The organism is Streptomyces sp. NPDC051322, from assembly GCF_040689485.1.
In the GTDB taxonomy this organism is placed as follows: domain Bacteria; phylum Actinomycetota; class Actinomycetes; order Streptomycetales; family Streptomycetaceae; genus Streptomyces.
This window is the reverse complement of sequence record NZ_JBFBAK010000019.1, coordinates 14,821-39,043: the sequence shown is the minus strand read 5'-3', so window position 1 is coordinate 39,043 and position 24,223 is coordinate 14,821. Positions and strand designations below refer to the sequence as shown.

Annotated in this window: 25 protein-coding genes and 5 pseudogenes; 11 read left to right on the top strand and 19 right to left on the bottom strand. The window is 67.1% G+C overall.

Going from position 1 to position 24,223, the window contains the following annotated elements; translation table 11 throughout:
- Positions 1-132 precede the first annotated feature (132 nt).
- From AB0436_RS29645 to AB0436_RS29630, 4 genes are all read right to left on the bottom strand, one after another.
- On the bottom strand, positions 133-411 hold the full coding sequence (locus AB0436_RS29645; RefSeq protein ID WP_366471022.1) for a hypothetical protein: 279 nt from the start codon (positions 409-411) through the stop codon (positions 133-135).
- Positions 412-818: 407 nt separating this feature from the next.
- The gene (locus tag AB0436_RS29640) at positions 819-1,028 is read right to left on the bottom strand and encodes a hypothetical protein (protein ID WP_366471021.1); all 210 of its coding nucleotides are present in this window, start codon (positions 1,026-1,028) and stop codon (positions 819-821) included.
- 193 nt (positions 1,029-1,221) lie between these two features.
- A complete protein-coding gene (locus tag AB0436_RS29635; protein WP_366471030.1) occupies positions 1,222-2,418 on the bottom strand; it encodes an IS110 family transposase in 1,197 nt (398 codons plus the stop codon).
- Positions 2,419-2,708: 290 nt separating this feature from the next.
- Complete coding sequence (locus tag AB0436_RS29630; RefSeq protein WP_366471020.1) at positions 2,709-2,918, bottom strand: hypothetical protein; 210 nt, start codon at positions 2,916-2,918, stop codon at positions 2,709-2,711.
- A gap of 192 nt (positions 2,919-3,110) precedes the next feature.
- Between AB0436_RS29630 and AB0436_RS29625 the strand changes: the two are divergent.
- A pseudogene (locus AB0436_RS29625) lies at positions 3,111-3,251 on the top strand (glycosyltransferase family 2 protein); the annotation flags it as partial.
- Positions 3,252-3,312: 61 nt separating this feature from the next.
- Here AB0436_RS29625 and AB0436_RS29620 read toward each other — a convergent pair.
- From AB0436_RS29620 to AB0436_RS29610, 3 genes are all read right to left on the bottom strand, one after another.
- Positions 3,313-3,729, bottom strand: a complete 417-nt coding sequence (locus AB0436_RS29620) for an ester cyclase (RefSeq protein WP_366471019.1) — start codon at positions 3,727-3,729, stop codon at positions 3,313-3,315.
- A gap of 750 nt (positions 3,730-4,479) precedes the next feature.
- Positions 4,480-5,040 carry a helix-turn-helix transcriptional regulator gene (locus tag AB0436_RS29615; RefSeq protein ID WP_366471018.1) on the bottom strand — a complete coding sequence of 187 codons (561 nt, stop codon included), beginning with the start codon at positions 5,038-5,040 and terminating at the stop codon, positions 4,480-4,482.
- Between the two features lie 7 nt (positions 5,041-5,047).
- Positions 5,048-7,246 (bottom strand): helix-turn-helix domain-containing protein, encoded by a 2,199-nt coding sequence (locus tag AB0436_RS29610; RefSeq protein ID WP_366471017.1) that lies wholly within the window; start codon positions 7,244-7,246, stop codon positions 5,048-5,050.
- Positions 7,247-7,402: 156 nt separating this feature from the next.
- On the opposite strand from AB0436_RS29610, the gene AB0436_RS29605 reads away from it, so the two are divergent.
- From AB0436_RS29605 to AB0436_RS29580, 6 genes are all read left to right on the top strand, one after another.
- Positions 7,403-7,876: a hypothetical protein gene (locus tag AB0436_RS29605; RefSeq protein ID WP_366471016.1), complete on the top strand. Its 474-nt coding sequence runs from the start codon at positions 7,403-7,405 to the stop codon at positions 7,874-7,876.
- Positions 7,864-8,607 (top strand): hypothetical protein, encoded by a 744-nt coding sequence (locus AB0436_RS29600; protein WP_366471015.1) that lies wholly within the window; start codon positions 7,864-7,866, stop codon positions 8,605-8,607. Before AB0436_RS29605 ends, AB0436_RS29600 begins: the two co-directional genes overlap by 13 nt.
- The gene (locus tag AB0436_RS29595; RefSeq protein ID WP_366471014.1) at positions 8,492-9,376 is read left to right on the top strand and encodes a TniQ family protein; all 885 of its coding nucleotides are present in this window, start codon (positions 8,492-8,494) and stop codon (positions 9,374-9,376) included. The genes AB0436_RS29600 and AB0436_RS29595 overlap by 116 nt, the downstream gene beginning before the upstream one ends.
- Complete coding sequence (locus AB0436_RS29590) at positions 9,373-10,410, top strand: hypothetical protein (protein ID WP_366471013.1); 1,038 nt, start codon at positions 9,373-9,375, stop codon at positions 10,408-10,410. The genes AB0436_RS29595 and AB0436_RS29590 overlap by 4 nt, the downstream gene beginning before the upstream one ends.
- Before the next feature lie 282 nt (positions 10,411-10,692).
- Positions 10,693-11,259 (top strand): TnsA-like heteromeric transposase endonuclease subunit, encoded by a 567-nt coding sequence (locus AB0436_RS29585; protein ID WP_366471012.1) that lies wholly within the window; start codon positions 10,693-10,695, stop codon positions 11,257-11,259.
- A gap of 36 nt (positions 11,260-11,295) precedes the next feature.
- A complete protein-coding gene (locus AB0436_RS29580; RefSeq protein WP_366471011.1) occupies positions 11,296-11,733 on the top strand; it encodes a hypothetical protein in 438 nt (145 codons plus the stop codon).
- Positions 11,734-11,752: 19 nt separating this feature from the next.
- Here the strand turns inward: AB0436_RS29580 and istB are convergent, their stop codons facing one another.
- The 7 genes and pseudogenes from istB to AB0436_RS29545 all read right to left on the bottom strand — a co-directional run.
- Positions 11,753-12,565: an IS21-like element helper ATPase IstB gene (gene istB / locus AB0436_RS29575; protein WP_366471010.1), complete on the bottom strand. Its 813-nt coding sequence runs from the start codon at positions 12,563-12,565 to the stop codon at positions 11,753-11,755.
- Positions 12,531-12,836 (bottom strand): hypothetical protein, encoded by a 306-nt coding sequence (locus AB0436_RS29570; RefSeq protein WP_366471009.1) that lies wholly within the window; start codon positions 12,834-12,836, stop codon positions 12,531-12,533. The genes istB and AB0436_RS29570 overlap by 35 nt, the downstream gene beginning before the upstream one ends.
- Before the next feature lie 43 nt (positions 12,837-12,879).
- A complete protein-coding gene (locus AB0436_RS29565) occupies positions 12,880-13,923 on the bottom strand; it encodes an alcohol dehydrogenase catalytic domain-containing protein (RefSeq protein ID WP_366471008.1) in 1,044 nt (347 codons plus the stop codon).
- 75 nt (positions 13,924-13,998) lie between these two features.
- On the bottom strand, positions 13,999-15,309 hold the full coding sequence (locus tag AB0436_RS29560) for a four-carbon acid sugar kinase family protein (protein ID WP_366471007.1): 1,311 nt from the start codon (positions 15,307-15,309) through the stop codon (positions 13,999-14,001).
- 1 nt (position 15,310) lies between these two features.
- Positions 15,311-16,555, bottom strand: a pseudogene (locus AB0436_RS29555) (RuBisCO large subunit C-terminal-like domain-containing protein); the annotation flags it as partial.
- Between the two features lie 65 nt (positions 16,556-16,620).
- On the bottom strand, positions 16,621-16,956 hold the full coding sequence (locus AB0436_RS29550; protein WP_366471029.1) for a 2-keto-3-deoxygluconate permease: 336 nt from the start codon (positions 16,954-16,956) through the stop codon (positions 16,621-16,623).
- 31 nt (positions 16,957-16,987) lie between these two features.
- A pseudogene (locus AB0436_RS29545) lies at positions 16,988-17,695 on the bottom strand (2-keto-3-deoxygluconate permease); the annotation flags it as partial.
- A 244-nt stretch (positions 17,696-17,939) separates the two neighbouring features.
- Between AB0436_RS29545 and AB0436_RS29540 the strand changes: the two are divergent.
- Complete coding sequence (locus AB0436_RS29540) at positions 17,940-18,695, top strand: DeoR/GlpR family DNA-binding transcription regulator (protein WP_366471006.1); 756 nt, start codon at positions 17,940-17,942, stop codon at positions 18,693-18,695.
- Between the two features lie 84 nt (positions 18,696-18,779).
- Here the strand turns inward: AB0436_RS29540 and AB0436_RS29535 are convergent, their stop codons facing one another.
- On the bottom strand, positions 18,780-19,235 hold the full coding sequence (locus AB0436_RS29535; RefSeq protein WP_366471005.1) for a hypothetical protein: 456 nt from the start codon (positions 19,233-19,235) through the stop codon (positions 18,780-18,782).
- 601 nt (positions 19,236-19,836) lie between these two features.
- Here AB0436_RS29535 and AB0436_RS29530 point away from each other — a divergent pair.
- A pseudogene (locus tag AB0436_RS29530) lies at positions 19,837-20,067 on the top strand (hypothetical protein); the annotation flags it as partial.
- Between the two features lie 71 nt (positions 20,068-20,138).
- On the opposite strand, the gene AB0436_RS29525 reads toward AB0436_RS29530, so the two are convergent.
- The 4 genes from AB0436_RS29525 to AB0436_RS29510 all read right to left on the bottom strand — a co-directional run bounded on the left by AB0436_RS29525 (position 20,139) and on the right by AB0436_RS29510 (position 22,783).
- The gene (locus AB0436_RS29525) at positions 20,139-20,267 is read right to left on the bottom strand and encodes a PLD nuclease N-terminal domain-containing protein (protein ID WP_365859512.1); all 129 of its coding nucleotides are present in this window, start codon (positions 20,265-20,267) and stop codon (positions 20,139-20,141) included.
- A 71-nt stretch (positions 20,268-20,338) separates the two neighbouring features.
- Positions 20,339-20,662 (bottom strand): hypothetical protein, encoded by a 324-nt coding sequence (locus tag AB0436_RS29520; protein WP_365859500.1) that lies wholly within the window; start codon positions 20,660-20,662, stop codon positions 20,339-20,341.
- Positions 20,663-20,970: 308 nt separating this feature from the next.
- Positions 20,971-21,600, bottom strand: a complete 630-nt coding sequence (locus AB0436_RS29515; protein WP_366471004.1) for a DUF3887 domain-containing protein — start codon at positions 21,598-21,600, stop codon at positions 20,971-20,973.
- 367 nt (positions 21,601-21,967) lie between these two features.
- On the bottom strand, positions 21,968-22,783 hold the full coding sequence (locus tag AB0436_RS29510; RefSeq protein WP_366471003.1) for an SAVMC3_10250 family protein: 816 nt from the start codon (positions 22,781-22,783) through the stop codon (positions 21,968-21,970).
- A gap of 95 nt (positions 22,784-22,878) precedes the next feature.
- Between AB0436_RS29510 and AB0436_RS29505 the strand changes: the two genes are divergently transcribed.
- Both AB0436_RS29505 and AB0436_RS29500 read left to right on the top strand, forming a co-directional pair.
- Positions 22,879-23,529 (top strand): hypothetical protein, encoded by a 651-nt coding sequence (locus AB0436_RS29505; protein WP_366471028.1) that lies wholly within the window; start codon positions 22,879-22,881, stop codon positions 23,527-23,529.
- 320 nt (positions 23,530-23,849) lie between these two features.
- Positions 23,850-24,030 (top strand): annotated as a pseudogene (locus AB0436_RS29500) (IS481 family transposase); the annotation flags it as partial.
- Between the last annotated feature and the right edge of the window lie 193 nt (positions 24,031-24,223).

The following is a 24,223-nucleotide window of genomic DNA, read 5'->3' as shown; positions in this document are numbered from 1 at the left end:
ATGCGAGTAAGACACCGTAGGGGGGAACGCAGGGGAAAACGTAGGAAACCCTGCAGGGTCGACCACACCCGCCTCACAGCTTGTTCCTGAAATGCACGCAAGCGGCCCGGTCGCAAAGGGCCGGGCCGTGTGTCACCCGGCGGGTTTGATGCGGAGGACGGCGGCCGCATCGAGGATGTCGACGACCTTCAGGCTCATGGCATCGTTGATGGTCGCGGCGGGTCCCTGCCCGCAGCTGAACCCGACACCGCCTTCACCCTTCGACGACACGCCGTCGCCACCGGAACAGCCCGAGACGCTGTAGCCCGACCCTGTCAACTGGGCGACCATGTCGACCTTGCCGCCGGCGATCGCTGTCACCTTGATCGGCCCGAGGCCGTACGTTTCTGGCACGGTCACGACATCTCCCACCGCGACCTTGATTTCGCACGTCCCGTCAGCACACGGCCCGGTTGGCGAGGGCGATGGCGTGGCCGTCTCTGTGGGATCGGTCGCCGGCCTGGATCCGGACCTGCTGGGCTGGCCCTCAGCGGTTGACCCGTCCGAAGAATCCGAGGAACACGACGTGAGAGCGGCGAACAGGCAAGCAGCAACAACGGTGACGGCGGCGGTGGATGACGTTCTTCTACGCATCATGACCGCCATTGAACCCCCGCCACCTGCCGCCCGGCCAGGTGCGCCCCAAGACGCCCCGGGGATGTTCGCCACCGCTGTGAGCAAAGCCCCCCGGTGTCCGGATCGCACCAAAGCGCGGGAGCGTCTGCGGAAGCCTGACGTCCGCCCCGGCCCGATCAACTGGCGAACCGACGCCAGAACTCTCACTTAGTGGAGAGGCGTGCGAAGGCGACGACGCTTGCGAACACCACACCGGCCACAACGAGCATCCAGTCGGGCCCAGCCCACCAGCCCAACATCGAATCAACGAGGTAGCCCAAGGCCACGAGGAACAGCGCGCTCGCCACAGCGAAGATGAGTAGGCCCTTATTGCCGGCACGACGCGGCGTGTCAACCGGCTCTGACTCCTGCATCGCAGGCATCCCCCGCCCTGGCCTCTGGTGCCATGGATTGGCCGCGTCTCACAAGCAATGTACTGCCCTTGGGCGTTGTCCCAGCATGCGCGGATCGAGTTGGCCACTGGCCTGACCAGTCACAGACTCGGTCAACATCCAGCGAAACGGTCAACACGGACACCGAATCATAAAGAACTTCCCAATGACGATGTCAAGCCGCTGCCGTGACTGACGGTTGGGCTTGGTAGCACGCTCCGTCCCGGATCATCGCCCACAGAACATTGGCTCTGCGGCGGGCGAGGGCCAGCAGTGCCTGCTTGTGGCCCTTTCCTTGGTTCCGCTTGCGCCAGTAGTACCTGTGCGAGGCAGGGCATGATCTCAGGCTGGCCATCGAGGAGAGGTAGAAGGCCCGGAGCAGGCCGCGGTGGTAGCGGCGGGGCCTGCGCATGTTGCCGCTGACGCGGCCGGAGTCACGAGGAACGGGGGCCAGGCCGGCGAAGGATGCCAGGCGGTCGGGGGTGCCAAAAGCTTCCATGTCTCCGCCGGTGGCAGCGATGAACTCGGCGCCGAGCAGGGCACCCATGCCGGGCAGACTGCGGATCACTTCGGCGTGCGGGTGCTCCTGGAACCGTGCCTCGATGAGTGCGTCGAGCTCGGCGATCTCTTCATCGAGGGCGATCACCCCTTTCGCTAGGCGGGCCACCATCGCGGCTGCCAACTTCTCGCCCGGCAGTGCGGTGTGCTGCGACCTGGCCGCCTCGACCACGGTCTCGGCGAGCGCGGCGGCGTTCTTGACCTTGCGGTTCTTCAGCCATGTGCCGATCCGGCTGGCACCGCTGCGGCGGATCGCAGCCGGTGTCTGATAGCTGGCCAGCAGGACGACCGGGCCCTTCTTATTCAGGTTCAGTGACCGCTCCAACGCCGGAAAGATTTCGAGGAGTTGCGATCGGAGCCGGTTGATCTGACGGGTGCGGTCGTTGACCAGGTCAGTACGGCAGGCGGTCAGGGTGCGCAGGTCGACGGCTATCTCATCGTCGGGCCGCAGCAGACCGAGGTCCATGCGCATGCGCGCCTGGTCGGCGATGACGAAGGCGTCCTTCTCATCCGTCTTGCCCTGGCCCCGGTATGCGGTCGACGCCTGGTGCACGGCCAGGCCGGTGATATAGACCATCGGCTGCTCGTGGTTGAGCAGCAGGCCGATCAGCAACGCGGCGCCGCCATGGTTGATGTCCACCGCCCACAGCGTCTCGCCGGATAGCGCCAGTACATCTGAGATCAGCTCCAGCAGGGCCGCCTCGTCGTTGAGGACTCGGCGCGAGAGCAGACGCTCGCCCTGGGCATCCATCACCACGCAGTGGTGGTGTTCCTTGCCAATGTCCACTCCGGCCCAGATCTGGGGCACGGTCACCTCCGCCAGCTCGTCGTCGTACACGAATCCCGCAGACGACCTCGCCGACGTTGTCCTACGAAGCGATCAAGTCGCGTATCCCAATTAGCGGTCGAGTCGTCGCGGGGCTCCGGGCGGCCAAGTTCTTTGAGCCATCCAACGGCGACAAGCTCACAGCCATACCCAGAACCCCCGGGCCCGCCGATCTTACGAATGACCGGCTCAGACCCACGCTTGGAAGGTAGGACAAGCTCAACGCCTGGCCCGCCGGAGGGAACTGACCACGCCGGCAGGCGACGGTTCCCGAGAGGTCACGAGCCGGAGTGCGAAACGCCCTGCACGAGCTGGTCCAAGACGTTCAGGACTCCGTGACCGAACTCCGTCGGGGCCAGCAGCACCCCCAACACCAGCACAGTCACCACGGTCACCTTCTCATCGAACCGGCTCCTGGCCTCCGTCCGACGACGCAACCGAAACAAGACGATGACCACAAGCAACACCGCCACATTGATCGTCAGCACCCGGCCAGTCCCCCCGTCAGGCAACACCCGTCCTTCCTGTGTAGCCCGAACCCGGCAATCCGGTAACTCCGTTGCACGTTGTTGGCGACAAAACACCCCTCTGGCCGGATCCCCACCAGCGCGCGAGCATCGAAGCCGACACCCGGCGTATCGGTGCGCACCGCCCGATGACTTCGGAGGGCGCTGCGGTCGTCACTCTCGGTCTCCTCGAACAAGATGGGCTCGCCCGTAGAACTGGGCCTCCATCGCGAACACGAGCGGCTCTCGGTTCCTCAGTCGATGCGGGCACTGGCCGGAGCCACGTGGCGCTCGCTGCGCAAATCACGGATCTGAAGCCGTGCGCGAACCTGGAGAGTGAGCCAACGACGCTCAGCGGCCCGTCCACCTGCACCACCTAGCGCGGGAGCGCGCCCAGTTGGCGCAGCATGCTGAGGTCGTCACGTATGGCCCAGCGTTCCGCGATGCGCCCGTCAACCAGGCGGTAGGCGAAGGCCACGTCCCTGGCGTAGTCGCCGCTCGGTGCCGGGAAGCCCAGGAAGTCGCCGCCGGCCCAGTGGCCCGCCCGTACGCCGAACTGCACCACCAGGTCGTTCTCCGCGACAATGAAGGACTCACGAAAATGGTCGTCGTCAAAGGTTCGCGCCATCGTGGTCAGGAACTCCCTGGTCCCGGCGAGCCCGGCCGGGCGTCCCGGGGCCAGCGCATGATTGACCATGTCCGGCGTGCACAGATCGTCCAATTGGCTGACATCGCGGTTGCGGACAAGATCGTCGAAGCGTGCCACGACCTGCTTGTTGATCTCGATGTTCATGAGTCCACCTCTGCCGTTGGCCCCCAGTCGGTCTCCAGAGCCCCGCTCACCTGACACACTGCGAGCGCCCCCGAGGAACAAGCTCTCATCGACGCTCGGGTCGTGCCAGGCGGGGCTGGTGCGGCAGACTTCGACGGCTTGGGCTGAGGACATGTACCAGCGCCTGGACTTTAAACGACCAGATCGTCTCACGCTCAAGATCGACTTTCGCCACAGGCCCTGACCCGCCGAAGCCCCTCAGGCGTTCCTCCCTAAGCTAAGGAGGACAGGCCCGTCGGTCAGACCGTCTGGTCGCAGTGTTCGACGAACGTGCGGAGCCTCGTCGCGAACCGCCTGGGATCGACGAGGTGGACGAAGTGCCCGTCGCCCACCCACTCTTCGATCTGCACATCCGGCAGGCGGCTGAACCTCTCGCGCTCGCCGTCGGTGGCCGACCGTCCGAATACTGCCAGGGGGTCCGGATTCCGGTCGGCTTTCTGGCTTCGTTGATCTCCAAGGGTTCGTGAATTGAGCCACCCCGCGAAGGCGCCGGTGGCGATGAAGCACGTCCAGTCAGTGGGTAGAGGAGCTGCTCGGCTGTCGGTCGATAGGGGTCGTGAGGTGGGGAGGGGCGGAGCGCGCGCCGGGTGCGCGCTGGGTGGCGCGCCCTGGCGCTGTTACACAGGCGCCAGCTGGGTCTTCCACGGTGCGTCCCACCCAGCCTCGATCGTCGCAGGGCGGGGCGCACCGGCGGTAGCCGGTGCGCCCGAATCAGGAATAGTCGGTTTCGAGATAATCGATGTCGGTGAATTCCACGAGAAGATCATTTGCGCGTCGGCCGCCGTCCTTGAAATAGACCTCTTGCAGTCCTTGAGCGACGATGTTCCGCAATTCCTGCTCACCGGCCCCGGCGTCTTTCGCGGTGAAAAGGCGGTCGGCGTAAACGGGCGGGAGGTGCTGGGTAATCAGCCGGATGCGTCCATCATCCGTCGTTCCGGGCGCGGCGGTGAACCCGAAGCGGGCCCGGGTTTCGATCGTGATGCCGGTCGCGGTTGCTGCCTGGGTGCGGGCGCGTTTGCGGACCACCGGCTGCCAGTTCTTGCGGACCTCGCCCTGCAGTCGGTCGGCGAGTTCGGGGCGGGGCTTCTTGATCTGGCCCTTCAGGTAGCGCTCCACGGTGCGCTGGGAGATGCCCAGGCGGCGGGCGACCGTGCGGGTGGAGCCCTTCTCGTGCTTCACGAGGAACCGGATCTGCGCGCCGGCGGACTTCGGGATCGGGCGGGTGAACACGTTGGCTGAGGCCTTGTCGAGGCTGTCTCCGATGATGCCCATCAGATTCCTACTCTCCGTCGTCGGCGGCGTCGGTGCCCTTGATGTGCCGGGCCGGGTTGTGGCCCTGATCCAGCATCTGGGCGGCCCACATGAACTCCTGGGTGCCTTCGTGCTTGACCATCCCGGGCGATACTCCGAGACGGAATCCGCCGGGGGCCGGCTTGCCGTCGGCGGTGCGCGGCAGGAAGCCGTACGGCGAGGGGTCGTCGGCGAGGAAAACCGCACAGTCCGAGAGCAGCGCGACAGGCAGGAGCGCGTCCTCGTCGAAGCGCAGGTGCCCGACCGGGGCCGGAGAGGTCTGAGAGGCGAGGGCGGTCTTGATGAGCTTGCGGTGCATGTTGACCCGGGCCGCCGCGATGACGGCGGCACGGATGTCCGGGCGCCAGGTCGGGCGCTCGAGTGCGGGCCAGCGCTCGCCGTACTTGTGGGAGGCGCCCTGCGGGCGTTCGCGGAGCTTGCCGATGCTGCCCTTGATGGTGGATTTGATCGCGGACAGCACGATGGCCATGCCGGGATCGTGTCGCTTGTGTGTGGCCATCGCGGTGAGGAAGTCGTTTTCCTCCATGCCGGATTCGATGCCGAGGTCGGCCATCGTCGCCTTGTATGCGTCCGAGAGGTGCTTGTACCAGGGGTCCAGGTACGGGCCGGATGCGGTGCGGATCCATGCCTGGATCGGGGTGAGGGTGACGGGCAGTTGGTAGGTATCGATGAGCTCTTGGGCGTAGGCGACGGTGGGCGTCGCGTACCAGGCCGGGCCGGTCGGCCGCGTGCCGTGCGGGGTGAACGGGTTCGCCAGCCGGGGGTCCATCTCGATGGTGGACAGGTCGATCAGCCAGGAGCCGGGCACCGTCTTGTCGAAAACGGGTGCGGTGACGTGGAGGGGCTCACTGAGGCCGACGTTCAGCCGGTTCGCGGCGGCGAGGAAGGCGGTGTTCACGTCGATGCCCACCGCGTACTTCTTCGCGCATTCGGCGTCGGTGAGCAGCTGTGGATCGCGGATCCACTCGAAGGCTTCCTCCTCGAGGACGTCGGCCGGGGTGCGCTCGTGGTGGCGGGGGAACAGGGAGGCGACGATCGGGTGCTCGGACGGGGCCTCCGGTGGCGCGGGGTCGACTGCTTCGGTGAGCGAGCCGGCCACCGGGCCGGACACCCAGGCGCCGGTGGTTTCGTCCTTCACGGCCCGGGTCGGCGGGCGCAGCGCGGTCATCAGCTCAAGGCCCGAGACGGCCGTCGATCCGCGCGGGGTGATGACCCGCTGGGCGTACGTGCCCAGTACCGCGGCGAGTTCGGCGGGCGGCAGCTGATCGGCGTTGCCCCAGGAGCGGGTGTCGAGCGCGCCCCACGGCAGGATCGCGAACTGCACACACTGGCGCTGCCCGCCCGCCGCGGGCCGGTACACCCGCGCCCAGGGGCCGAAGCCGCGCCGGGTGAGCTGCCATTTCGCTTTGGTGATCTGCTTGAGGACCTTGTGGTCCTCAGCAAGGCGCAGGCCTCTGCGGTCCTCGAGGGTGGCGGGCAGTCCCAGATGTTCGGCGGCGGCCGCGGTGATCACGATGAGCGGGTCGCCGTCCTTGCCGTTGCGGTGCAGCCGCGGCGTGCCCAGCTTCGCCTCGCTCAGGGTCCAGTCGACCAGCGAGGCAACGTTGGTGGCCGGGCAGTCCAGGACCAGGCCGCCGGCGCAGTACAGCGATCCGTCACCATCGAGCACACCGAGCCGGCCATGTGCGAAACGCGGGTCGACCGCGGCCGGGGCGACAGTCGGCTTCTTCGCCACCGGCTTCTTGACTCCCGGGCGACGCGACGTCGCTGCCGTCCTGGTCGTGCTTGGCGAACCGGGCGGGGCCGCGACGGGTGCAGCAACGGCGGGTGCCGGCGCCGGTTCAGGCTGCGGTGCGGCGGGGCCGGTGGATGCTTCCGGCACCCGAGGGTTGCTGCTGGTGGGCTGACCTGGGTTGCGGGCGGCGAGACCGTCCAGGAGCCGGACGTACGCGGCGCGCTTCGGGGGCCGGGGCTCGGTCCGCCCCGACTCCCAGCCGGTGATGGTCTCGCGGCGCACCGACAGCGCCCGCGCGACCTGATCCTGACTCAGCCCGCCCGCCTCCCGCAGCCTCTTGCGCTCGCCAGGATCCGGCAGGTCATCCTGCGCAGCCGCCTGTTCCAGCAACGCGTCAACCGACGCGAACAGCTTGTCCTGCTCATGGGACACAACGATCACCTCCAACCGCCACCCTACCCAGAACACACAAAGCGTCGCACTGAAACGCACAACCTTATGTGAGGCCGTTCGGCTGGGCCGGCAATCGTCCAATCGTCCGTGCTGCGTGTTGGTGACCGGGTCCGATTCGACGGTCAGGTTCATACCGTGGCCGGGCTCGCGGGCACCACGGTCCGACTGGTCGACAGCCACGGGGCGCCGTCGCTGGTGATGTTCACCCACCTCCTGGCCGCCGAGGACTTCGAACTGCTCGACTCGCAGGCCACGCCGCCGGGCCTGCCGCCGTTCGGGCAGCTCGACACAGTTCCCGAACCCGCCTTGCGTAAGGCCCAGTTTTTCGAGCGGCACCTGGTCGAGGTCGAGACCGGGGTGCCGCCGGATGCACCTACGGGCACCAGTCCCCGGCCGGAGTTCGACCCGAAATGGCGCACGATCAACGAGCGGATCGTTGCGAATGCCGCCGAGCTGACCGCCTCGGGAACACCGGTCTCGGACCGGACCCTGCACCACATGCGGCTGCGATGGCGCGACGAGGGAGTGTGGGGTCTGGTGGACCGGCGGGCCACACGGCTGTCCTTGCCGAGTACGGGGCGAGCGGATGAAGGCTGGTGGAAGCCCTGATCGAGGTGCTCGCCTCGCAGGAGAACCAGTCAACCGGCACCCGCAGCCGGGCGATGCGACAGGCCGAGCAACTGGTGGCCGAACGCCACGGCGACGGCGTGGTGCCCATCCCGCCCCGGGCGACGTATTACCGGTTGGTGAAAGCGCTGGCCGAGGGGCGACACAGCTTCGAGGCGGCCACGACCAGGCGGTCGCAGGCCCGGCGGCCGGAGGCGCCGTTCACGCCGACCATGGCCGCCCGGCCCGGCGAGGTGGTGCAGATCGACACCACACCACTGGACGTGCTGGCGGTCCTGGACGACGGAGTGACCGGCAGAGTCGAGCTGACCATCGCGGTCGATATCGCGTCGCGGACCATCTGCGCGGCCATCCTGCGGCCGGCAGGCACGAAGGCGGTCGATGCCGCCCTGCTGCTGGGGCGGATGCTGGTGCCCGAGCTGATGCGGCCCGGCTGGGCAGACGCGTTGAGCATGTCGGCTACGCTCATCCCGCACGCCCGCCTGATGAGCATCGACGCCCGGCTGGAGCACGCCGCGGCCAAGCCGGTCATCGTCACGGACACGATCGTCGTCGACCGGGGAGCGCCGAACAGCAGAACCTCCCTCGCGCGCGTCGATGTCGGACCCGCAACGAGAAGCGCACCGCGTGACCACGCGGCTGCGGGTGCTGCCACTGTCCCCGCCGCCTGTTCACGGAGAGACGATCGGCTCCTACCTGAACCACCTCGCTGACGCCAACCACCTCAGCATCGGCACCCTCTCGTCCCTGATCGGCCCCTCGCGTCAACACCGCCGGGGCGACAACCGAGTCGGCTACTGGACCCCTGAGGCACTGAGACGGCTCACTGTTTTGACCGGCCGGGGTTCGTCCTTGCTGATCCACGCGATGCCGCCGCTCGGCTCGATTGGCGGCCCGCTTCGACACCTTCGCTCCGCCATCGAAGAGGTCATCGAGCCCCGACGACGCCCGGCCTGCCGACTCTGCATGGCCCGCCGACACATCCATGGACTTGTCGTCCGCAGCACCCCGCCGCGCGAAGGCGTCTGCCACTGGCACCACCACTGGCTTCTCGGGGACGAACAGTACGACCTGACGAGACTGCCGGAGGTGCTTCACGCCAACCGCCGACATCAGCGGATTGTGCGCCGCGGCACATACCCCGCCACGGCCCTGGCCTTCGTCGACGCCCGTGACCACCTACTCACGTGGTTTCCCACCGAGACCTGCGGACCGTCGCTTCAGCAGCAGTGGAACCGTCGGCTCGACGTGCTGGGCCAGGACCCGTTCGGGGATCCCCACCGTCCGTCCGACGCGCGGATCGAGCTCGTGACCTATCCCGAAGCCGTTGTTCTCACCGGCCTGTTCGCCTCGCCGCACTGGCGAGACCACCCCCAACTGCCCACCGAAGCGGCACGGCGACTCGGCATCGCATCCCACCAGCCACAGCACACTGGAACAATGAAGGTCTTGCACTCGTCACGAGGGAGAATTTGTCTGTGAAAGTCGGGCTGGCACGTTCCGTTGCGGTCCAGTGGGTCGCGCAGTATGCCCAATCCGATGCCGGCTATCGGGGCGCGTACTTCAGCGGCTCGACCGTCGGACTGCCGGACGATGCCGAGCTGCCACCCTCCTCCGACGTCGACATCTTCGTCGTCACCGCCGCCGACAGCCCGCCGGCCAAGCCGGGGAAACTCCGCTACCAAGGCGCTCTGCTGGAGGTCAGCTACCTGCCCTGGGCCGAGCTCGCCTCCGCCGACGAGGTCCTCGCGTCCTACCACTTGGCCGGCAGCTTCCGCACCGACACGATCATCGATGACCCCACCGGCCATCTGCACAAGCTGCACGCTCTCATCTCACCCCATTTCGCCGATCGGCCCTGGGTCCGCCGCCGATGTCAGGCTGCCCGCCACCGGATCGAAACCCGTCTGGCGACGATCGACACCTCAGCACCGTTCCACGAGCAGGTGGCCGCCTGGTTGTTCCCCACCGGCGTGACCTGCCACGTGCTTCTCGCCGCCGCCCTGCGCAACCCCACCGTCCGCTTGCGCTACCCGGCCGCGCGCGAGGTCCTCACCGAGTACAGCGACCTCAGCATCTATCCCGAACTCCTTGGCCTTCTCGGCTGTTCACATCTGTCGGCGCAACGCGTCCAGCACCACCTGCGCGAACTCGCCGCGACGTTCGATGCCGCCGCCCAGGTGGCGAAGACCCCGTTCTTCTTCAGCAGCGACATCACCCCCACCGCACGGCCGATCGCGATCGACGGAAGCCAGACTCTCATCGACTCCGGTGACCACCGCGAGGCCACCTTCTGGATCATCGCGACTTTCGCCCGCTGCCACACCATCCTGGCCACCGACGCTCCCCAACTGCACGAAGCCCTCGCCCCGGCCTTCCAGGCAGCCGTTGCCGACCTCGGCATCAGCTCCAGCCGGGACCTTCACCACCGGGCCGCAGACGTCACCCGGTTCCTGCCCCGGCTCTGGCAGACCAGCGAGGACATCCTGGCCAGCAACCCCAACATCACCGAATAGCGAGGAAGAACACCGTCCCGCGCAGGGAGCGCTGTCCGTTCTCATTGACGAAGCCAGCTACCGGGCCTGCCCCGGAAAGTGCCACCTGCAGTGAGAGCCCTGACAGCAAACGTCTCACCGTCCTGACACAGCCCAGCTCAGGACACCTCGGCACCGCCATGATCGACGAGACGCGGGTTCGGTGGCGGAGCCGCAACCGCAGACGACAGCCTGCGGTCCCGCAGCGAATTCCACATCAACCTGTCACCTTGCAGGCCAACGCCCCAATCTTTGCAAGATCTAATGAGACGGGACAGACGCGCCCGCGTGGTCGATGTCCGTGCCGAGGACAGTGTCGACGAACGGACCACGGAAGCGTTCGCCGCGACCGAGCGGGCCTGTTGGGCGGTGGGTTGGGAGTTTGTGCACGTCGGTGTTCCGGATGCGGTGGTCATGGCGAATCTGCGGTGGCTGGCCCGCTGTCGGCATGGGCGATGCGGCCGTGAGACCGATGTCGCCGAGCGTCTGGTGGAGGTATTCAGGCAGCCTCAGGGGCTACGGACAGGAGCCGAAGACACGGGGAACGTCCTGCGTGTCCTGCCCGTACTGTTCCACCTGCTCTGGGCGGGAACCCTTCGCGCTGCCCTGGGTGGTGCTCTGCTGAGTAGTGGCACGGTGGTCCACGCGTCAGGGGGCTCTGCCGTCGGGCTGCAGCGCAGAGACCGGGGCCACGGCCTGCTGCGGTCGAGGCCGGACACACGCGGTGAAGGGAGCCAGACGCAGGCTGTCGAGGCTGGCAACGATCGGGATGGTGTCGGCGTACGGACTTCTCTCCCCAGCTGCGTACAGATGAACGTCCCCAGCTGTTAGTACGTGCTCCTGATTCTGGTGCGCCATGCTGACTCCATGACGACTAAGGGGTGGGGCATAGCGGCCGCGGCCTGGACCGTGATTGCCGTGCTGTTTGTGGGGATAACGGTGTGGGCCGGGTTTGGAGGGCTCGTGCGGCTGGGACTGGCTGGAGATGAAGTCCGGGTTCGTCTTTCGCAGTGCCAGCGCGAAGGCGGCGGCCGAGGGGGAAGCTACGTCGAGTGTTCCGGTCAGCTCGTGGGTGACGTGAGCGCGGAGACAGCGATCGTGCGTTATGACGGCAAGCAAGGGGAGGTAGTGCTCGCCGCGAAGACGCCGTGGGGAGCCCTTGTGGTGGTGGATAGGGGTCTCTCGTCGTGGGGAACGGCAGTTCTATATCCGTTACTGCCTCTCGGGGCTGCGGCGTTGGCTGCCTACCTTGCTTTGAGAGCCGGTCGTCGCGGATGGAAGCGGACCGCATCAAGCGTCTCGTGAGGCTTGGTGACCAGGGGGCTTATGCCACGTCCGTGTCTCGTTCGATGGCTTTGAGCCGGTTCTTGAGCCGGTAGCTTGGCCCGTTAATGGAGATGACGTCGCAGTGGTGCAGGAGGCGGTCGAGGATGGCGGTGGCCAGCACCTCGTCGCCGAACGCCTGTCCCCATTCGCTGAAGGTCTTGTTCGAGGTCAGGATGATAGAGCCCTTTTCATACCGCTTTGAGATGACTTGGAAGACCAGGTTCGTTTCTCCGCGTTCGAGGATTTCGTAGCCCACCTCATCGACCACGAGAACGCCCGGCCGCAGATAGGTGCCGAGCTTGTTAGCCAGGCGGCCGGCGGCTTCGGCTGCTTTGAGATTGCGGACCATGTCGTCGAGGCTGGTGAAGTAGACCGAATAGCCGGCCCGGCAAGCCGCGACCGCCAGCGCGACAGCGATGTGCGTCTTGCCCACCCCGGGCGGCCCCAGGAGTGCCGCGTTGGCCTTGGCCTCGACGAACGAGAGGGTGGCCAGGTCCTTGACCTTCCGCGGGTCGAGGTCGGGCTGGAACGAGAAGTCGTACTCGTCGAGCGTCTTATGGTGCGGCAGCCGGGAGAGCCGCAGGCCCTGGCGGAACCGGCGGTCGTCGCGGACGGCCAGTTCCTCGGAGAGGACAAGGTCGAGGAAGTCGAGGTAGCCCATCTTCGCCTCGTCCGCCCGGCGGGTGAACTCGTTGATGGTTTCCGCGAGGTGGGGCAGGCCGAGCTTGCCGGCCGTGGTGCGATGGGCAGGTCGATGCCGGGCCCGACCCGGTTGATCAGGACGACCGGCCGGGCTGGCGGGCGAGTTCACGCAGCTCGGGCGATGCGATGCGGGAGGAGAGCAGGGCCAGGCCGTCGACATGTCCCAGGAGGTCCACGGCCGCGGCGTACTCGTCGCCGGGGTTGCTGGAGTGGTCGGCGATCAGCATCCGGAAGCCGGACTCGGTGGCCACGTCGTGCGTGCTCTTGATGATGTCGTGGAAGTAGGCGTTGCGGAGATCGGGCATGAGGGCGCCGATGTTGCGCTGGGATGCGAGCGCGACGTCGCGGTTCCGCGGGCACTGACCGGCCGGACACGACACCGGCGTGCTCCTGCGGCGCAGAGCACGCCGGTGTCCGGCAGAGTCAGCTCAGCCCCGGCACCAGCAGGACCTTGCACGCGTCGCCCGTGAGGAGGTCCATGGCCTGGTCGACCTCGTTCAGGGGCAGGCGATGTGTGATCAGCCAGTCCAGGTCGAGGCGGCCTGAGTTCAGCAGGAGCATGGTCTGCTCCCAGGTCTCCCACAGCCGGCGGCCGAAGATTCCGCGCAGGGTGATGCCGCGCTTGTTGATCTGGGCAGCGACGTCGATCGGCACCGGGCGGCCCGGGTGCCCCACTGTCACGACCGTGCCTTCGCGGCGCACCGCTTCGAAGAGGGGCGGGAGTGCGGCGGCCGCTCCCGAGCATTCGAAGGCCACGTCGGCGCCGCCGCGGTGGCCGCTCAGTTCGCGGCTGCGCTCGGTGACACCGTCGCCCGGCTCCATGGCGATCACACCGAGCCGTTCGGCCTCGGCGCGGCGAAAGGGGTTCGGCTCGATCACGATCACGTAGGCGGCGCCCATCAGGGAGGCTAGGCGGGCGACGACCATGCCCACCGGTCCGGCGCCGCTGACCAGAACCCCGCGGCCTGCCACCGAGTATCCGGCCCGCTGGATGGCGTGTACCGCGACGCCGGCCGATTCCAGCAGTGCGCCGGTCTCCAGGGCGACGTTGTCGGGCAGAGGGACGCAGATGCTGTCGGGAACGGCGACGCGTTCGGCAAAGACTCCGTCGAAGTGCATGCCGAGGATGCGCGTGCGCTCGCAGGTGTGGGCGTCCCCGGTGCGGCACGCGAAGCACTGCCCGCACGGCAGGTGGCTCTCCAGCGCGACGCGGTCACCGACGCGCAGGTTCTTCACCCCGGCGCCCACCTCGACGACGGTGCCCGCCGCTTCGTGTCCGAGGACGACGGGGAGCCCGAGGTTGAACGCCTGGGCGGCCGGTGACCACTCGTAGCATTCGCGGTCGGTGCCGCACAGTGAAGCCGCCGCGATCTCGACCGCCACCTGGCCGTCGCCTGTCTTGGGCTCGGGTGCGTCGGTGACGTATTCGACTCCCTTGTCCGCCGCTGCCTTGATGACTGCTCGCATGAGTTCGTACTCCTTGAATTCAATTACCGTGTGGGGGTGGGGCGTGGGGAGGTGACTGGTGGCTGGGTGGGCGGATCAGGCCGCAGGAGATGGCTGCGCGAAGCGGTCGAGGACGTCGACCGGGCCGACTTGGCCTCCCTTGAGCAGCAGTCGGCAGCCAGCCACCGCCGCGGCGCTGTCGGTACGGCAGACGGGGGCGGCCGTGACGAACTGTGAGGAGACACGGAGCTCGCTGACTCCCATGGCCAGCAGTGCGTGGCTGGAGGTGTCACCGCCGAGCACGGCGATGTCCCGGGTGAGCCCCTTGATGGCCATGTTCGCGGCCACGGTGCCCAGGAAGGCACCCACGTACGCGGCGTCGAGCGGGCCGGCCGCGGCGTAGCGCGGGTCCTGGGTTCCCCGGGTGGTGTGCACGACGACGTTCCGCCCGGCCTCGAGCCAGGCGGCCGCACGCTGCTCCAGATCGTCCAGCAGGGACGGATCGTCGCCGTTGAGTACCTGCGCGGGCACGGCCAGTTCGGCCCAGCCGTGCGCGACGGCGTCGGCGATCTGCGCGGCCGTGGTGCTGGATGCCGATGCGCTGACGGCCAGTACGGGCCCCGTGGCCGACGGGGTGTCGGTGGCAGAGGGAGCGATGGAGCGCTCGGTGGCCGTGCGGGCGAGTGCGGCCATTACACCACCGGAGCCGACGACGATTGCCGGGCCCGGGCGGGCGGTGTCCTCCCGCAGTGCCCGTGCAAGGGTGTCGAGATGGCCGTCCTCGACGGCGTCCACGACGAAGGCGGCCTGGTGGGAATGGCGCAGCCTCGTCCATTGCTCGCGGAAGGAGCCATCGGCGTAGGCGGGGAGATGGATGGCCGCGGGGACCTCGCCGCTACGCAGCTGTGCGGCGATCACCTGCCGCAGGTCGGCCTCGTGCAGGGGAGTTGACGGATGATGCGCCATGACGGGATGCCGATCGAGGCGGTGTACGCCGCCGGAGTAGCCGGCGAAGTGGTTGCTGAAGGCGGTATACCGGCCGAAGCCCGGTTGCGCCGGCGCGATCGGGACCGGGCCGTGATGGGGAAACCGTTCGTGCAGCAGCTCGATGCCTCTGCCGATGCTGCCACGTGCGGGGGAACTGTCGAAGGTGGAGCAGACCTTGTAGATCAGCACATCGGCGTCGGCCGTGGCGATTCGCTCCAGCTGTGCGCGGACCAACGCGTCGAAGGCATCCCCGCCGAGCGAGCGCGAGGGACCGGCGATCCCCACCACATCGCAATCGGTGGGCAGTGGCCGGCTGCCGTCTCCGACGACGAGCACTGCATCAAGACCCTGGCGGTGAGCCTGCGCGAGGACATCGCTGGCGCCTGTCAGGTCGTCGGCCACGAAACTGACGTACGTCATGTCAGGCCACTCCCCCGAAGGCGCGCCCGGCGTGCAGCAGCGCCGGATCGCCTGCCTGGGCCGCAGCGTGTGCGGCCACGTTCAGGGCGACGCCGTCGACGGCTGCCGTCCAAGCGGCGCGGAGGCTGTGTACGCCGGCAGCCGGTCCGTCGGGGTGCGCGGCCACGCCTCCGCCCGCGAGCATCAGGAGGTCGGTCGACCCCGTCGCGGCGAAGGTCGGTGCCGGGGTGGTGACGTTCTGCCCGGACGACAAGGTCGGTACCGGGCTCAGGGTCTTCCCCAGCGGCTCGAGCAGGCTGTGCACGTTCGCGGCGACCTCCAGGTCGGTCTCGTAGAACTTGCTGCCGAGTCCGCTGACATGCAGGTGGTCGGCTCCCGCCAGACGGGCCAGCTGCTGCCACACCCGGTAGGACATCCCCAGCGCCGGCGAGCGCATCGACCCGGCCAGACCGGCACGATGGCCGTGCACGGGGACTTCGGAGAACTCCCTCAGCCAGGCCAGTGCGGGAAGTCCCATGACAGGGACGTTGAGCATCACGCACCGGCCGCCCGCCGCGACCACCATGTCGTGTCGCCGACGGAGCCCGGCGAGGTCACCCGTGATGTTGAACGCGTACATGACCGGGTGACCGGTGATTTGTTCGGCCTCCCGGATCTCTTCGGTGGCCACGGCGATACGGCGTTCCAGCGGAAAGTACGCCGGATCGGTCATCAGCTCGTCGTCCTTGATCAGGTCGACCGAGGACCTGGCCAACTCCCGCACCAGCAGACGGAACTCGTCCTCGGCGAGGCCGACGTTCGGTTTGATGATCGTGCCGATCATGACGCCCTCGGCGTCCCCCATCAGCCTGCGGGTGCCGGGGACGCCGAACGCCGGGCCCGGGTGCGCGGCAACGAACTCGTCCGGCAGCTCGATGTCCTGCACACGGCAGGCGAACAGTTCACCGAGCTCGAAGAGGTTCCCCGCGATCGTGGTCTGCAAGGTGGCCAGGTCCGTGCCGATGTTCTCCATAGGGAACTCGACCACCGCAAGGGCGGCCCGCACCTCCTCGGGGCGGGTACGTGACGGCAGCGACGGGCTGCGCACGCCCAGATCCCGCACGTCGACAACCTGCGCGGCATGCCGTTCGCGAATACGGGGAGACTCACCGGGCACGGCGATGAAGGTGCCACTGGACTGCTCCCCGGCCATGATCGCGGCAGCCTGCTCCGGATCGATCTCCGACTCCAGGTAGTACGTGCAGCGCACAACCCTTTGGTCACGCATGGTGCTCTCCGTTTCTACGGCTCTGATGTAAGGGACGTTCGTCGTCAATTGCCGTCGCGCTGCGCGGCGGTTGCGCGGTTTCTGCTGGATATGACATCCGGGATGGAGGATGGCCCCTCGGCGTCGGCTGTCGAGTCGCCGACCTGGTTGGCGCCAGAGGGCTGCTTCAGGATCCGTCGGGCCCACAGAGCGGTGATCAGCGGACAAAGGATCGACGTCACCACGACCGACGAGGCGATGAGCACGGTCGCGGACTGGGCGGCCGGCGCGTAGACGGGATTGGCGGCCGCGACGATCGAGGGGACCACTGCCGCGTTGCCGGCGGTGGTCGCTGCGGCCAGGCCCGCGATGCCGTCGCCGCCGCTCGCCTTGTCGGCCAACAGCAGAACCGCGAACCGCCCCGCCGACCAGCACCACGAACAGTCCCAGCCCGATCCCCAGCAGGCCGGCCTTCCAGACCGCGGTCAGGGTGAGCGTGAGTCCCAGTGACAGCCCGAGGAACGGCACGATCGCCGGCACGGCGGGGGCCAGGAAGCGACGCATCTCGGGATCCAGGTTGCCCAGGAGCATTCCCAGCACCAACGGAAGAATCGCTCCCACCAGGGCCTGCCAGGGAAAGGCGGATAGCCCGGCGGCACCGAGTGTGACCATGGTGAGGAACGGGCCGGACTCCAGACTCATGACGCTGTAGGCGCCGACGTCGCGCTTACGTCCGAACTGGGCCATCAGCGACATGTAGAGGCCGCCGTTGGTGTCGTTCAGTGCCGCCACGACCGCCAGCGTGGACAACCCCGCAAACGCCCCACCGCTGATCGGCGATTCCCCGAGCAGCCGGCCCAGGACTATGCCGACGAGCATCGCGAACAAGATCTTGCTCCCCAGCAGTACACCGCCCTTCTTTGCGATGTAAGGCGTCGCCTTCACATCCAGGGTCGAGCCCAGACACACGTAGAAGACGGCCAGGATCGCGGGCAGGCCCGTGTACAGAGCTCCGGTGAAGGAGCCGAAGAACTCTCCGGAGTCCGGCGCCGCCGTGTGCACCACGGCACCGACGAGCATGGGGACGAGCATCAGCCCGCCCGGCACCTTCTCGATGCCAGCTTTGATGGGCACAGCCATGGGAACCTCCGGACGGCAATGTTCGAATGAACATTTAGTGGCTCGGACCTTAGCCGCAGGAAGTCTGCAGGTCAATAGGCCGCCACTCGCGTGACCGTCGGCGCAGAATTAAGGGCGCCCACACGATAGGCCCGACAGGTGTACGATCGAGGCGCCGCGATGTTCATATGAACAACGCGGAGGGGGGCGCACCGCGTCAACCCTGGTTGAAGCCCGTGGCAGGAGGCCCGATAGCGTGATGAGCGTGGCTCAAGACGAGGTGGAACCAGTGCGCAACTCCCGGCAGAGAGCCATCCTCAGCGCGCTGCAGACATCCCGGCAGGTCGACGTCAACACACTCGCGAAACGATTCGCGGTGTCCGGCATGACGATCCGCCGCGACCTGGCCGAACTCGATCAGGCAGGACTGCTGGACCGCGTCCACGGCGGCGCCGTACCTCGCCGGGCACCCGCCTACGGATCGCGGACCGCGACAATGATGCCCGAGAAGTCGAAAATTGCGCGGGCCGTGGCAGACATGGTCGAGCCAGGCGCCTCAGTGGGAATCGACACCGGCACCACCTGTACCGCTGTCGCCGCGGAACTCTCCGACCGGGACGATCTGACCGTGATCACCAACTCGCTTCACGCGGCGTTCGAACTGCGCGACACCCGAAGCCGCGTTCTCGTCCTGGGCGGACTTATGACACCCGAACTGAGCCTGATCGCTTCCACGGCCGCACAGGAACCGCCTCAAATCCATCTGGACCTGATGATCCTCGGCTGCGGAGGACTGTCCATCGACCGCGGGATCACCTACTTCGACCCCGCCGAAGTCGAAGTACGCCGCACACTTCTCGACCTCGCGGACCGAGTCGTAGTCGCCGCAGACCACACCAAGTTCACCCGCAAGAAAGCGATGGCCCTCGGCGACCTATCGATCGTCGATGTCCTTGTCACCGACCAAATGCCTCCCCCTGAGCTGCGCCCCGCCTTCACAGAGATCTTGGTCGCTCACTAGCGTTCGAACCGACCACTGCGCACAGATTATGATCACCACTCTTCAGCCACCGACAAAGAGCTGAAGAAGCCGTATCTCAACCGTTCATGGAACGTGTGAACCGGACAGGGTTCCTGGCCGGGTGATCTTGCGGCGATACGCGCATCGAAGCAGAGCCACCCCCAGAACGCGGTACGGGCCACGATCCCCATCAGCGTGCGCTCCGGCACCCGGGCCTTGACCTCCTGCTCCAACCGCTTCGCCGAGGGCCGCTGCCCCTCGGAAGCCGGCGAAGTCGGTGACCTTCGCTGAGGGGGCTCCGTCCACCCACACCGCGGTGTCCCCGAGCTTGTCCAGCCACTCCAGGTGCGTGAACAGGCGCTTGAAGTGCGACCAGCTCGGGCCCTGGGCGGTCTGCTTCAGCCGCTTGAACTGCGTCGTACCGTCACTGCCGCGCTCTTCCAACAGCCGCAGCATCCCCGCCTGCTCGGCGAGGCTCATCCGGTCGTGGATGCCGCAGCAGATCGAGGAGTTCACCTCGCTGCGGATCGTGGAGATCATCGAGTCGAAGGTGGAGAAGCCGGCAGCTCCAGCCCGGCCGCCACCACCTTCTCCAGGCCGACGGGCCGGTTCTTCGACGCGGCCTCCTTAAGTCCTCCACCGCCTTGGTCGTAGCGGGTGAGGTCGGGAGGCGCATCGGGGCGTGGTGCCCGGCGCACCTACTCATGGTGCTTAGCGAGCCGCGGGTACTTGCGAAGAACGAGTTCGCCGTCTCCCGTCCAGCATGCCTCAGACCTCTTGTAGACCCACCGGATCCCTGCCCCAGACCGGGGATTTCAGAGAGCTGAATAAGCCGCACGAAACTGCCCCGCGACGTCACGGGGTCAGTGAGGACCTCGACGTCGGCAAAGGGCTTGTCGAAGCCGCTGGCCATGATGCCGTGTCCGTCGAGTCCTTGAGGTCGACTGCCGCTGCGGCGATGGCACGACCAGCCTGGCTCAAGCCGTAGAAGACCTGCAGGGGTCGAGTGGCCGGACCTACCACGGAAGCCGCGCGAAACATCTGTTCTGCCTGTTCCAGAGCCGCCGCGTACCTTTCGGCGCGCTCCACCGCCGACCCTGCCGGGCGGGTTCGCCCGGCTCGCGCGGAGCTTCTCCCACGCCGACCGAAGGACGCCTCGGGGTTCGTCGTTCTGCCTCGGCGCTGGGTCGTCGAACGCTCACACGCCTGGGTCATGCACGCCCGCCGGCATGCGCGCGACTACGAACGGCTCATCCAGCACTCGGAATCGCTCATCACCTGGGCCGCGATCACCCTCATGACCAAGCGCATCACCCGCCGAAGCTCCCGCAGGAACGGGCAGCCGGCCTCTCGCGAAGCCCAGCGGGACTGATCCTTTTCAAGGCCAGGACCATCACCTCGGCACCGAGCTGGCCCTGCCCTTCCGCTCCACGGAATGTACAGCTAGCGGTTCGCGTCCCGGCCGAATTTCAGATACGCGATCAGCCCGAAGACGTTCCCGAATGCGCATATGGCCAGCCATGCCTGAGGCGTCAGGCCCCGGGTGTCCGGATGTCTCACAATGTCGACCATGCACAGGACGGCAGGCAGAATCGCGATCACCGGCACGATCGCCACCCACGGGCTTGCGCCAGACGGCCCGGTCACCTGCTGCCCCTGCCTGCGGTGAGAATGCGCAGGACAGCGTCCGGATCGTCCGGGGTGATCGTGGGGCGCACACGGCGTCCGGCGTCGATCACCAGAGCGCGGCTCTTCCTGGGGCGCCTCGCGTCGAAGTTCCACCAGTGGATGAAGTCGCCCGTGCCCCAGATCCGCCATGCGCGCACCTTGTTCGTGCCGGTCAGGTCGAGTGTCTCGATGCCCTTGATCGAGGTGCAGGCGATCCGCTTCGCCCCCCAGGGATAGTAGCCGCGGATGATCAGGCACTGGTCGTCGCAGCGAATCGCACCGTCGTCGTAGGTGGTCATACCCGCCCGGCTCACTCATGCCTCCCGCGTATGGGCGTCTGCCGACGCAATAAGGTCCTGCCGGCGCCCGAACACCCAGTAGGCAACTGATCCGAGAGTGTTCACCGTGCTGGCCACCCGCCATATCCGTTTGCCACCGCGCACGCGCCGCGCCGGCCTGGCCCGCAGGTCCCGCCACGTGAGGACCGCAGCGGCCGTGTGCAGCACGGCGATCACGGCGAGAATCCGCGCGTCCGGCCTATTCCTTGTGGGCACGACTCCTCCGCTCGTCCGCCGACCACGCCTTCCGCGTTGGCCGGGCCCGAGGTTCACGGGACTTCCGTGGGGATGATGTAGATTCCGGCGACTTTCTCCTGCGCGTCGAACGCGACCTGGGCCTTCATGTCGCCGGCTTCGTAGCGCAGTGGGATGTCGACGACCGTGTGGTCGCCGATGCGCCGTACGAACGGCTCGCCCTCGCCGAAGCCCTCGAACGGGCCGACGAGGCCGGTGAGCGTGGCCAGGCCATTGCCCCACACTTCGTCGGTGAACGCCTTCAGAACTTCGGCGTTGAACGACCGCCTCGCTCGGTCCATCCTGCCTTCGAGAACGTCCGTGACAATGGCGAGAGCACGTTCCGCGGCGTCGGCCATGTGCACCGTCTTATCCATGAGTTCTCCCGTCCTGGGATCGATGGGTTTACCGAACCGCTGGAAGGCGGCCTGGCGAGTGACACCGAGCAGGTCTCCGATCTCCTGCCAGGTGTGACCGGCATCACGCGACTGCTGTACGCACAGCTTCAGGACTTGTCCCGCCATGTCGTCGACCTTCTGGGAGCGCCGGACTAAGTCGAGATATGCCGGCGCTGCCAGAGGGCTGCCCAGCGCCTCAGCCAGATCAGACGCCTGCTGAGCAAGCTGATCGCTCAGGGCGCTGAGAGACATCGAAGAATCGACCACATGTCAAGAGTGCCTTTACACCCTCCCGCCTGTCAAGAAGGCCTTTACACATGTCCCAGTCGAACCCAGGGGATCAGAAACAGGTACTCAGCCGGGCAGCTTCGTATGGGATGCGCAGATCTTCGACCTGACCACGGCGCAAGCAAAGGGCGGCACCCTCGTCTACGTCGATGGTGAAGGCACCGCGCACCGGTGGAAGGCCCCTGCTTCCGATGCTGGTCCGCAGGTCGCTGCGGTGAAGAAGCAGTTGCAGTCCTGAGCGCGGCAAAAGGCGAAGCGGCTCGGCGAGTGGAACCGCCTGCAACAGGCCCCACCGAGCCCCGCAGGGCGCTGACGCTCGCGGGGGCAACGGGCCCGGCAGCTGGGACTATCTCCGAAACCTCAGCCAACGCCACCGGCGCTCAAGCCTGCGGGTGGGAGACATCGGCCCGTTCGTGACCGTCGGCGCGGGCTGTGATCCGCTCTCCACGTACAAGGGGGTCGCCACGATCAGCCGGTGCCGCAACTGCCCCGGCGGGAAGTTGCACAGCACCCGGGCGTGGCCGCTCAGGTACCCCGGGGTCGGGTAAAAGTGGGAGATCATCGAGTAGGCGGACCGGGCCGCGAACTCCTGGTCGTTCGGGCTGGTGGAGGCCAGCAGGGCGGGTGGCGTTGTGTCACCGTGCATCTCACGGGCGACCAGGTCGGCGGCCATGGCATGCAGCCAGTCGGAGCCGGATCCCATCCTGGTGGGCGGGTGCTCGCGATGGTCTCGCACGTGCTGCATCGAGCCGCACAGCACTACCTCGATGTTGCTGCAGAACTCCTCGTCACGATGCCGGCAGCCGCCGTCCTCCACGGACGCGTAGGAGAAGACGCCAGCGTCCCGAAGTCCGACATCGCTGGCTGCGGGGCCGTAACGGAAGAAACCGCGAAACTCCAGCCAAGCGCCGACCCCCAAATGTCCGCACGCAGCCGGCTCCCAAGTACGGGCCCAGCACTGCTTTCGGAGGTGGCCCAGGATCTGCTCCAGCCGTTCGGCGGGCGTCGGCGCCGCGGTGCCACCACTTCCCCCGAACGCGACGCGGGCGCTGACGCCCAGCGCGCCGACTTCTGTCTCAACGGACCGATCGGTGAGCCCTCTTCGCAGCTGCTCATAAAAATCATCTAACTTGGCCGTTGACAGATATTGCAGCTCCCGCACGTGCTCCGCCTCTCATAGCCCCCACCGGCAGCCCTGCTGCCCGCCAATTACCCCTTCGTCTCTCCACCGAGCAATAGTCGAGGCCCGTGGAAAAGATGACGTGCGAGCAGGCTTCGGCGCCCAAAGAATTCGATCCTATGCTGACGGTCGTGCAGATACTGGGTGTGAGCAGTGAGGACGAGATGGTCGCCTGCTTCTTGAGCGGCGAGCTATCCAGTCGGCGGTTCGGCCAGAACCTCCGGTCCCAACTGGCGGCAGCCGGGCTGGCCGAGCAGTTGCTCACACGTCCGGACCTCTCCGACGCTGGAGCGAACTTCGCACGTCGCGCTTTGCTCGCTGCGGTGCGCGGGTACGGCGAAAACCGCGATCTGTTCGAGAACTTCCCCACTCACGTCACGTGGACCAGGGCACTCCTGTCCGCCGACGAGGCGACCAGCGTGCGCTACCTCGACTATTCCTACTGGGTTGAACTGTCGGGTGGCAGCCGCCGGCCGGCCGACGCAGCCGCACGCATCAAGGCAGGGTTACGGGCGTTCGACGTGCCCAATGAACCGTTCGTCGACGCAGCCCACGCGCTCATCCGAGGCGAGCGATTTTCTCCGCTCATCCTCGTCGGCGAGAGGCAGGACAACCTCGTCTGCCTTGAGGGCCACCTGCGCCTGACCGCCTACGCCCTCGTTGGCTTCCCGACCGACATCGAGTGCCTGATCGGCACCGCTCCGGTCATGAGCCGCTGGGCACGGTAGTCCAGTCGCACGGAGCTCTCGGCGCCCCACATTAGCCTGACTGCGGATAGGTCAGCTCGTCCATGGGACGGTTGGTGGCTCCTTCAGCCGATCAAGCGGCCTGCTCCTCGCGTTCGACGAGGACGCCGTTCTCGAACCTAAGTCTGGTGCACGATCGGGTGAACCTGTCACCCAACGCTGCATCAGACCCCTACGAATCCCAAGGGGCTTGACGGGCTGAAGGACTGCTCGAGCGCACCGCACCACACACCGCACGCCACCGAGGCAGACGTCGTGGAAAAGATCCTGTGGCGGCGTCAGCAGTACCACTTCGGCCCAGCCAAGATCGCGATGTACCTGCAGCGCTACCACGACGTCACAGTCAGCTCCTGCGGTATCTGGCGCATCCTGAAGAAGGTCGGCCTCAACCGGCTGCCGGCCTCCCAGCGCTACAAGCTCCACTCCACCCGCTGGAAGCGGTACGAGAAGCAGCGCCCCGGCCACCAACTGCAGGTCGACGTCATCGCCCCCCCCTGCGCCCTCGCCGGCCAGACCCCTGCGAGCGACTCCGCCAGAAGGCCCAGAACCCACTGTTGTCATAGACCTTCGTCAGGCGCACACCGGCCATGGTGGGTATGGGCTGTTCAGACATGTGTACCTCACTGTGCAGGGGGTCTGGATGGGCTCCCGTCCACCACTGCCCGGCTGGGTATAG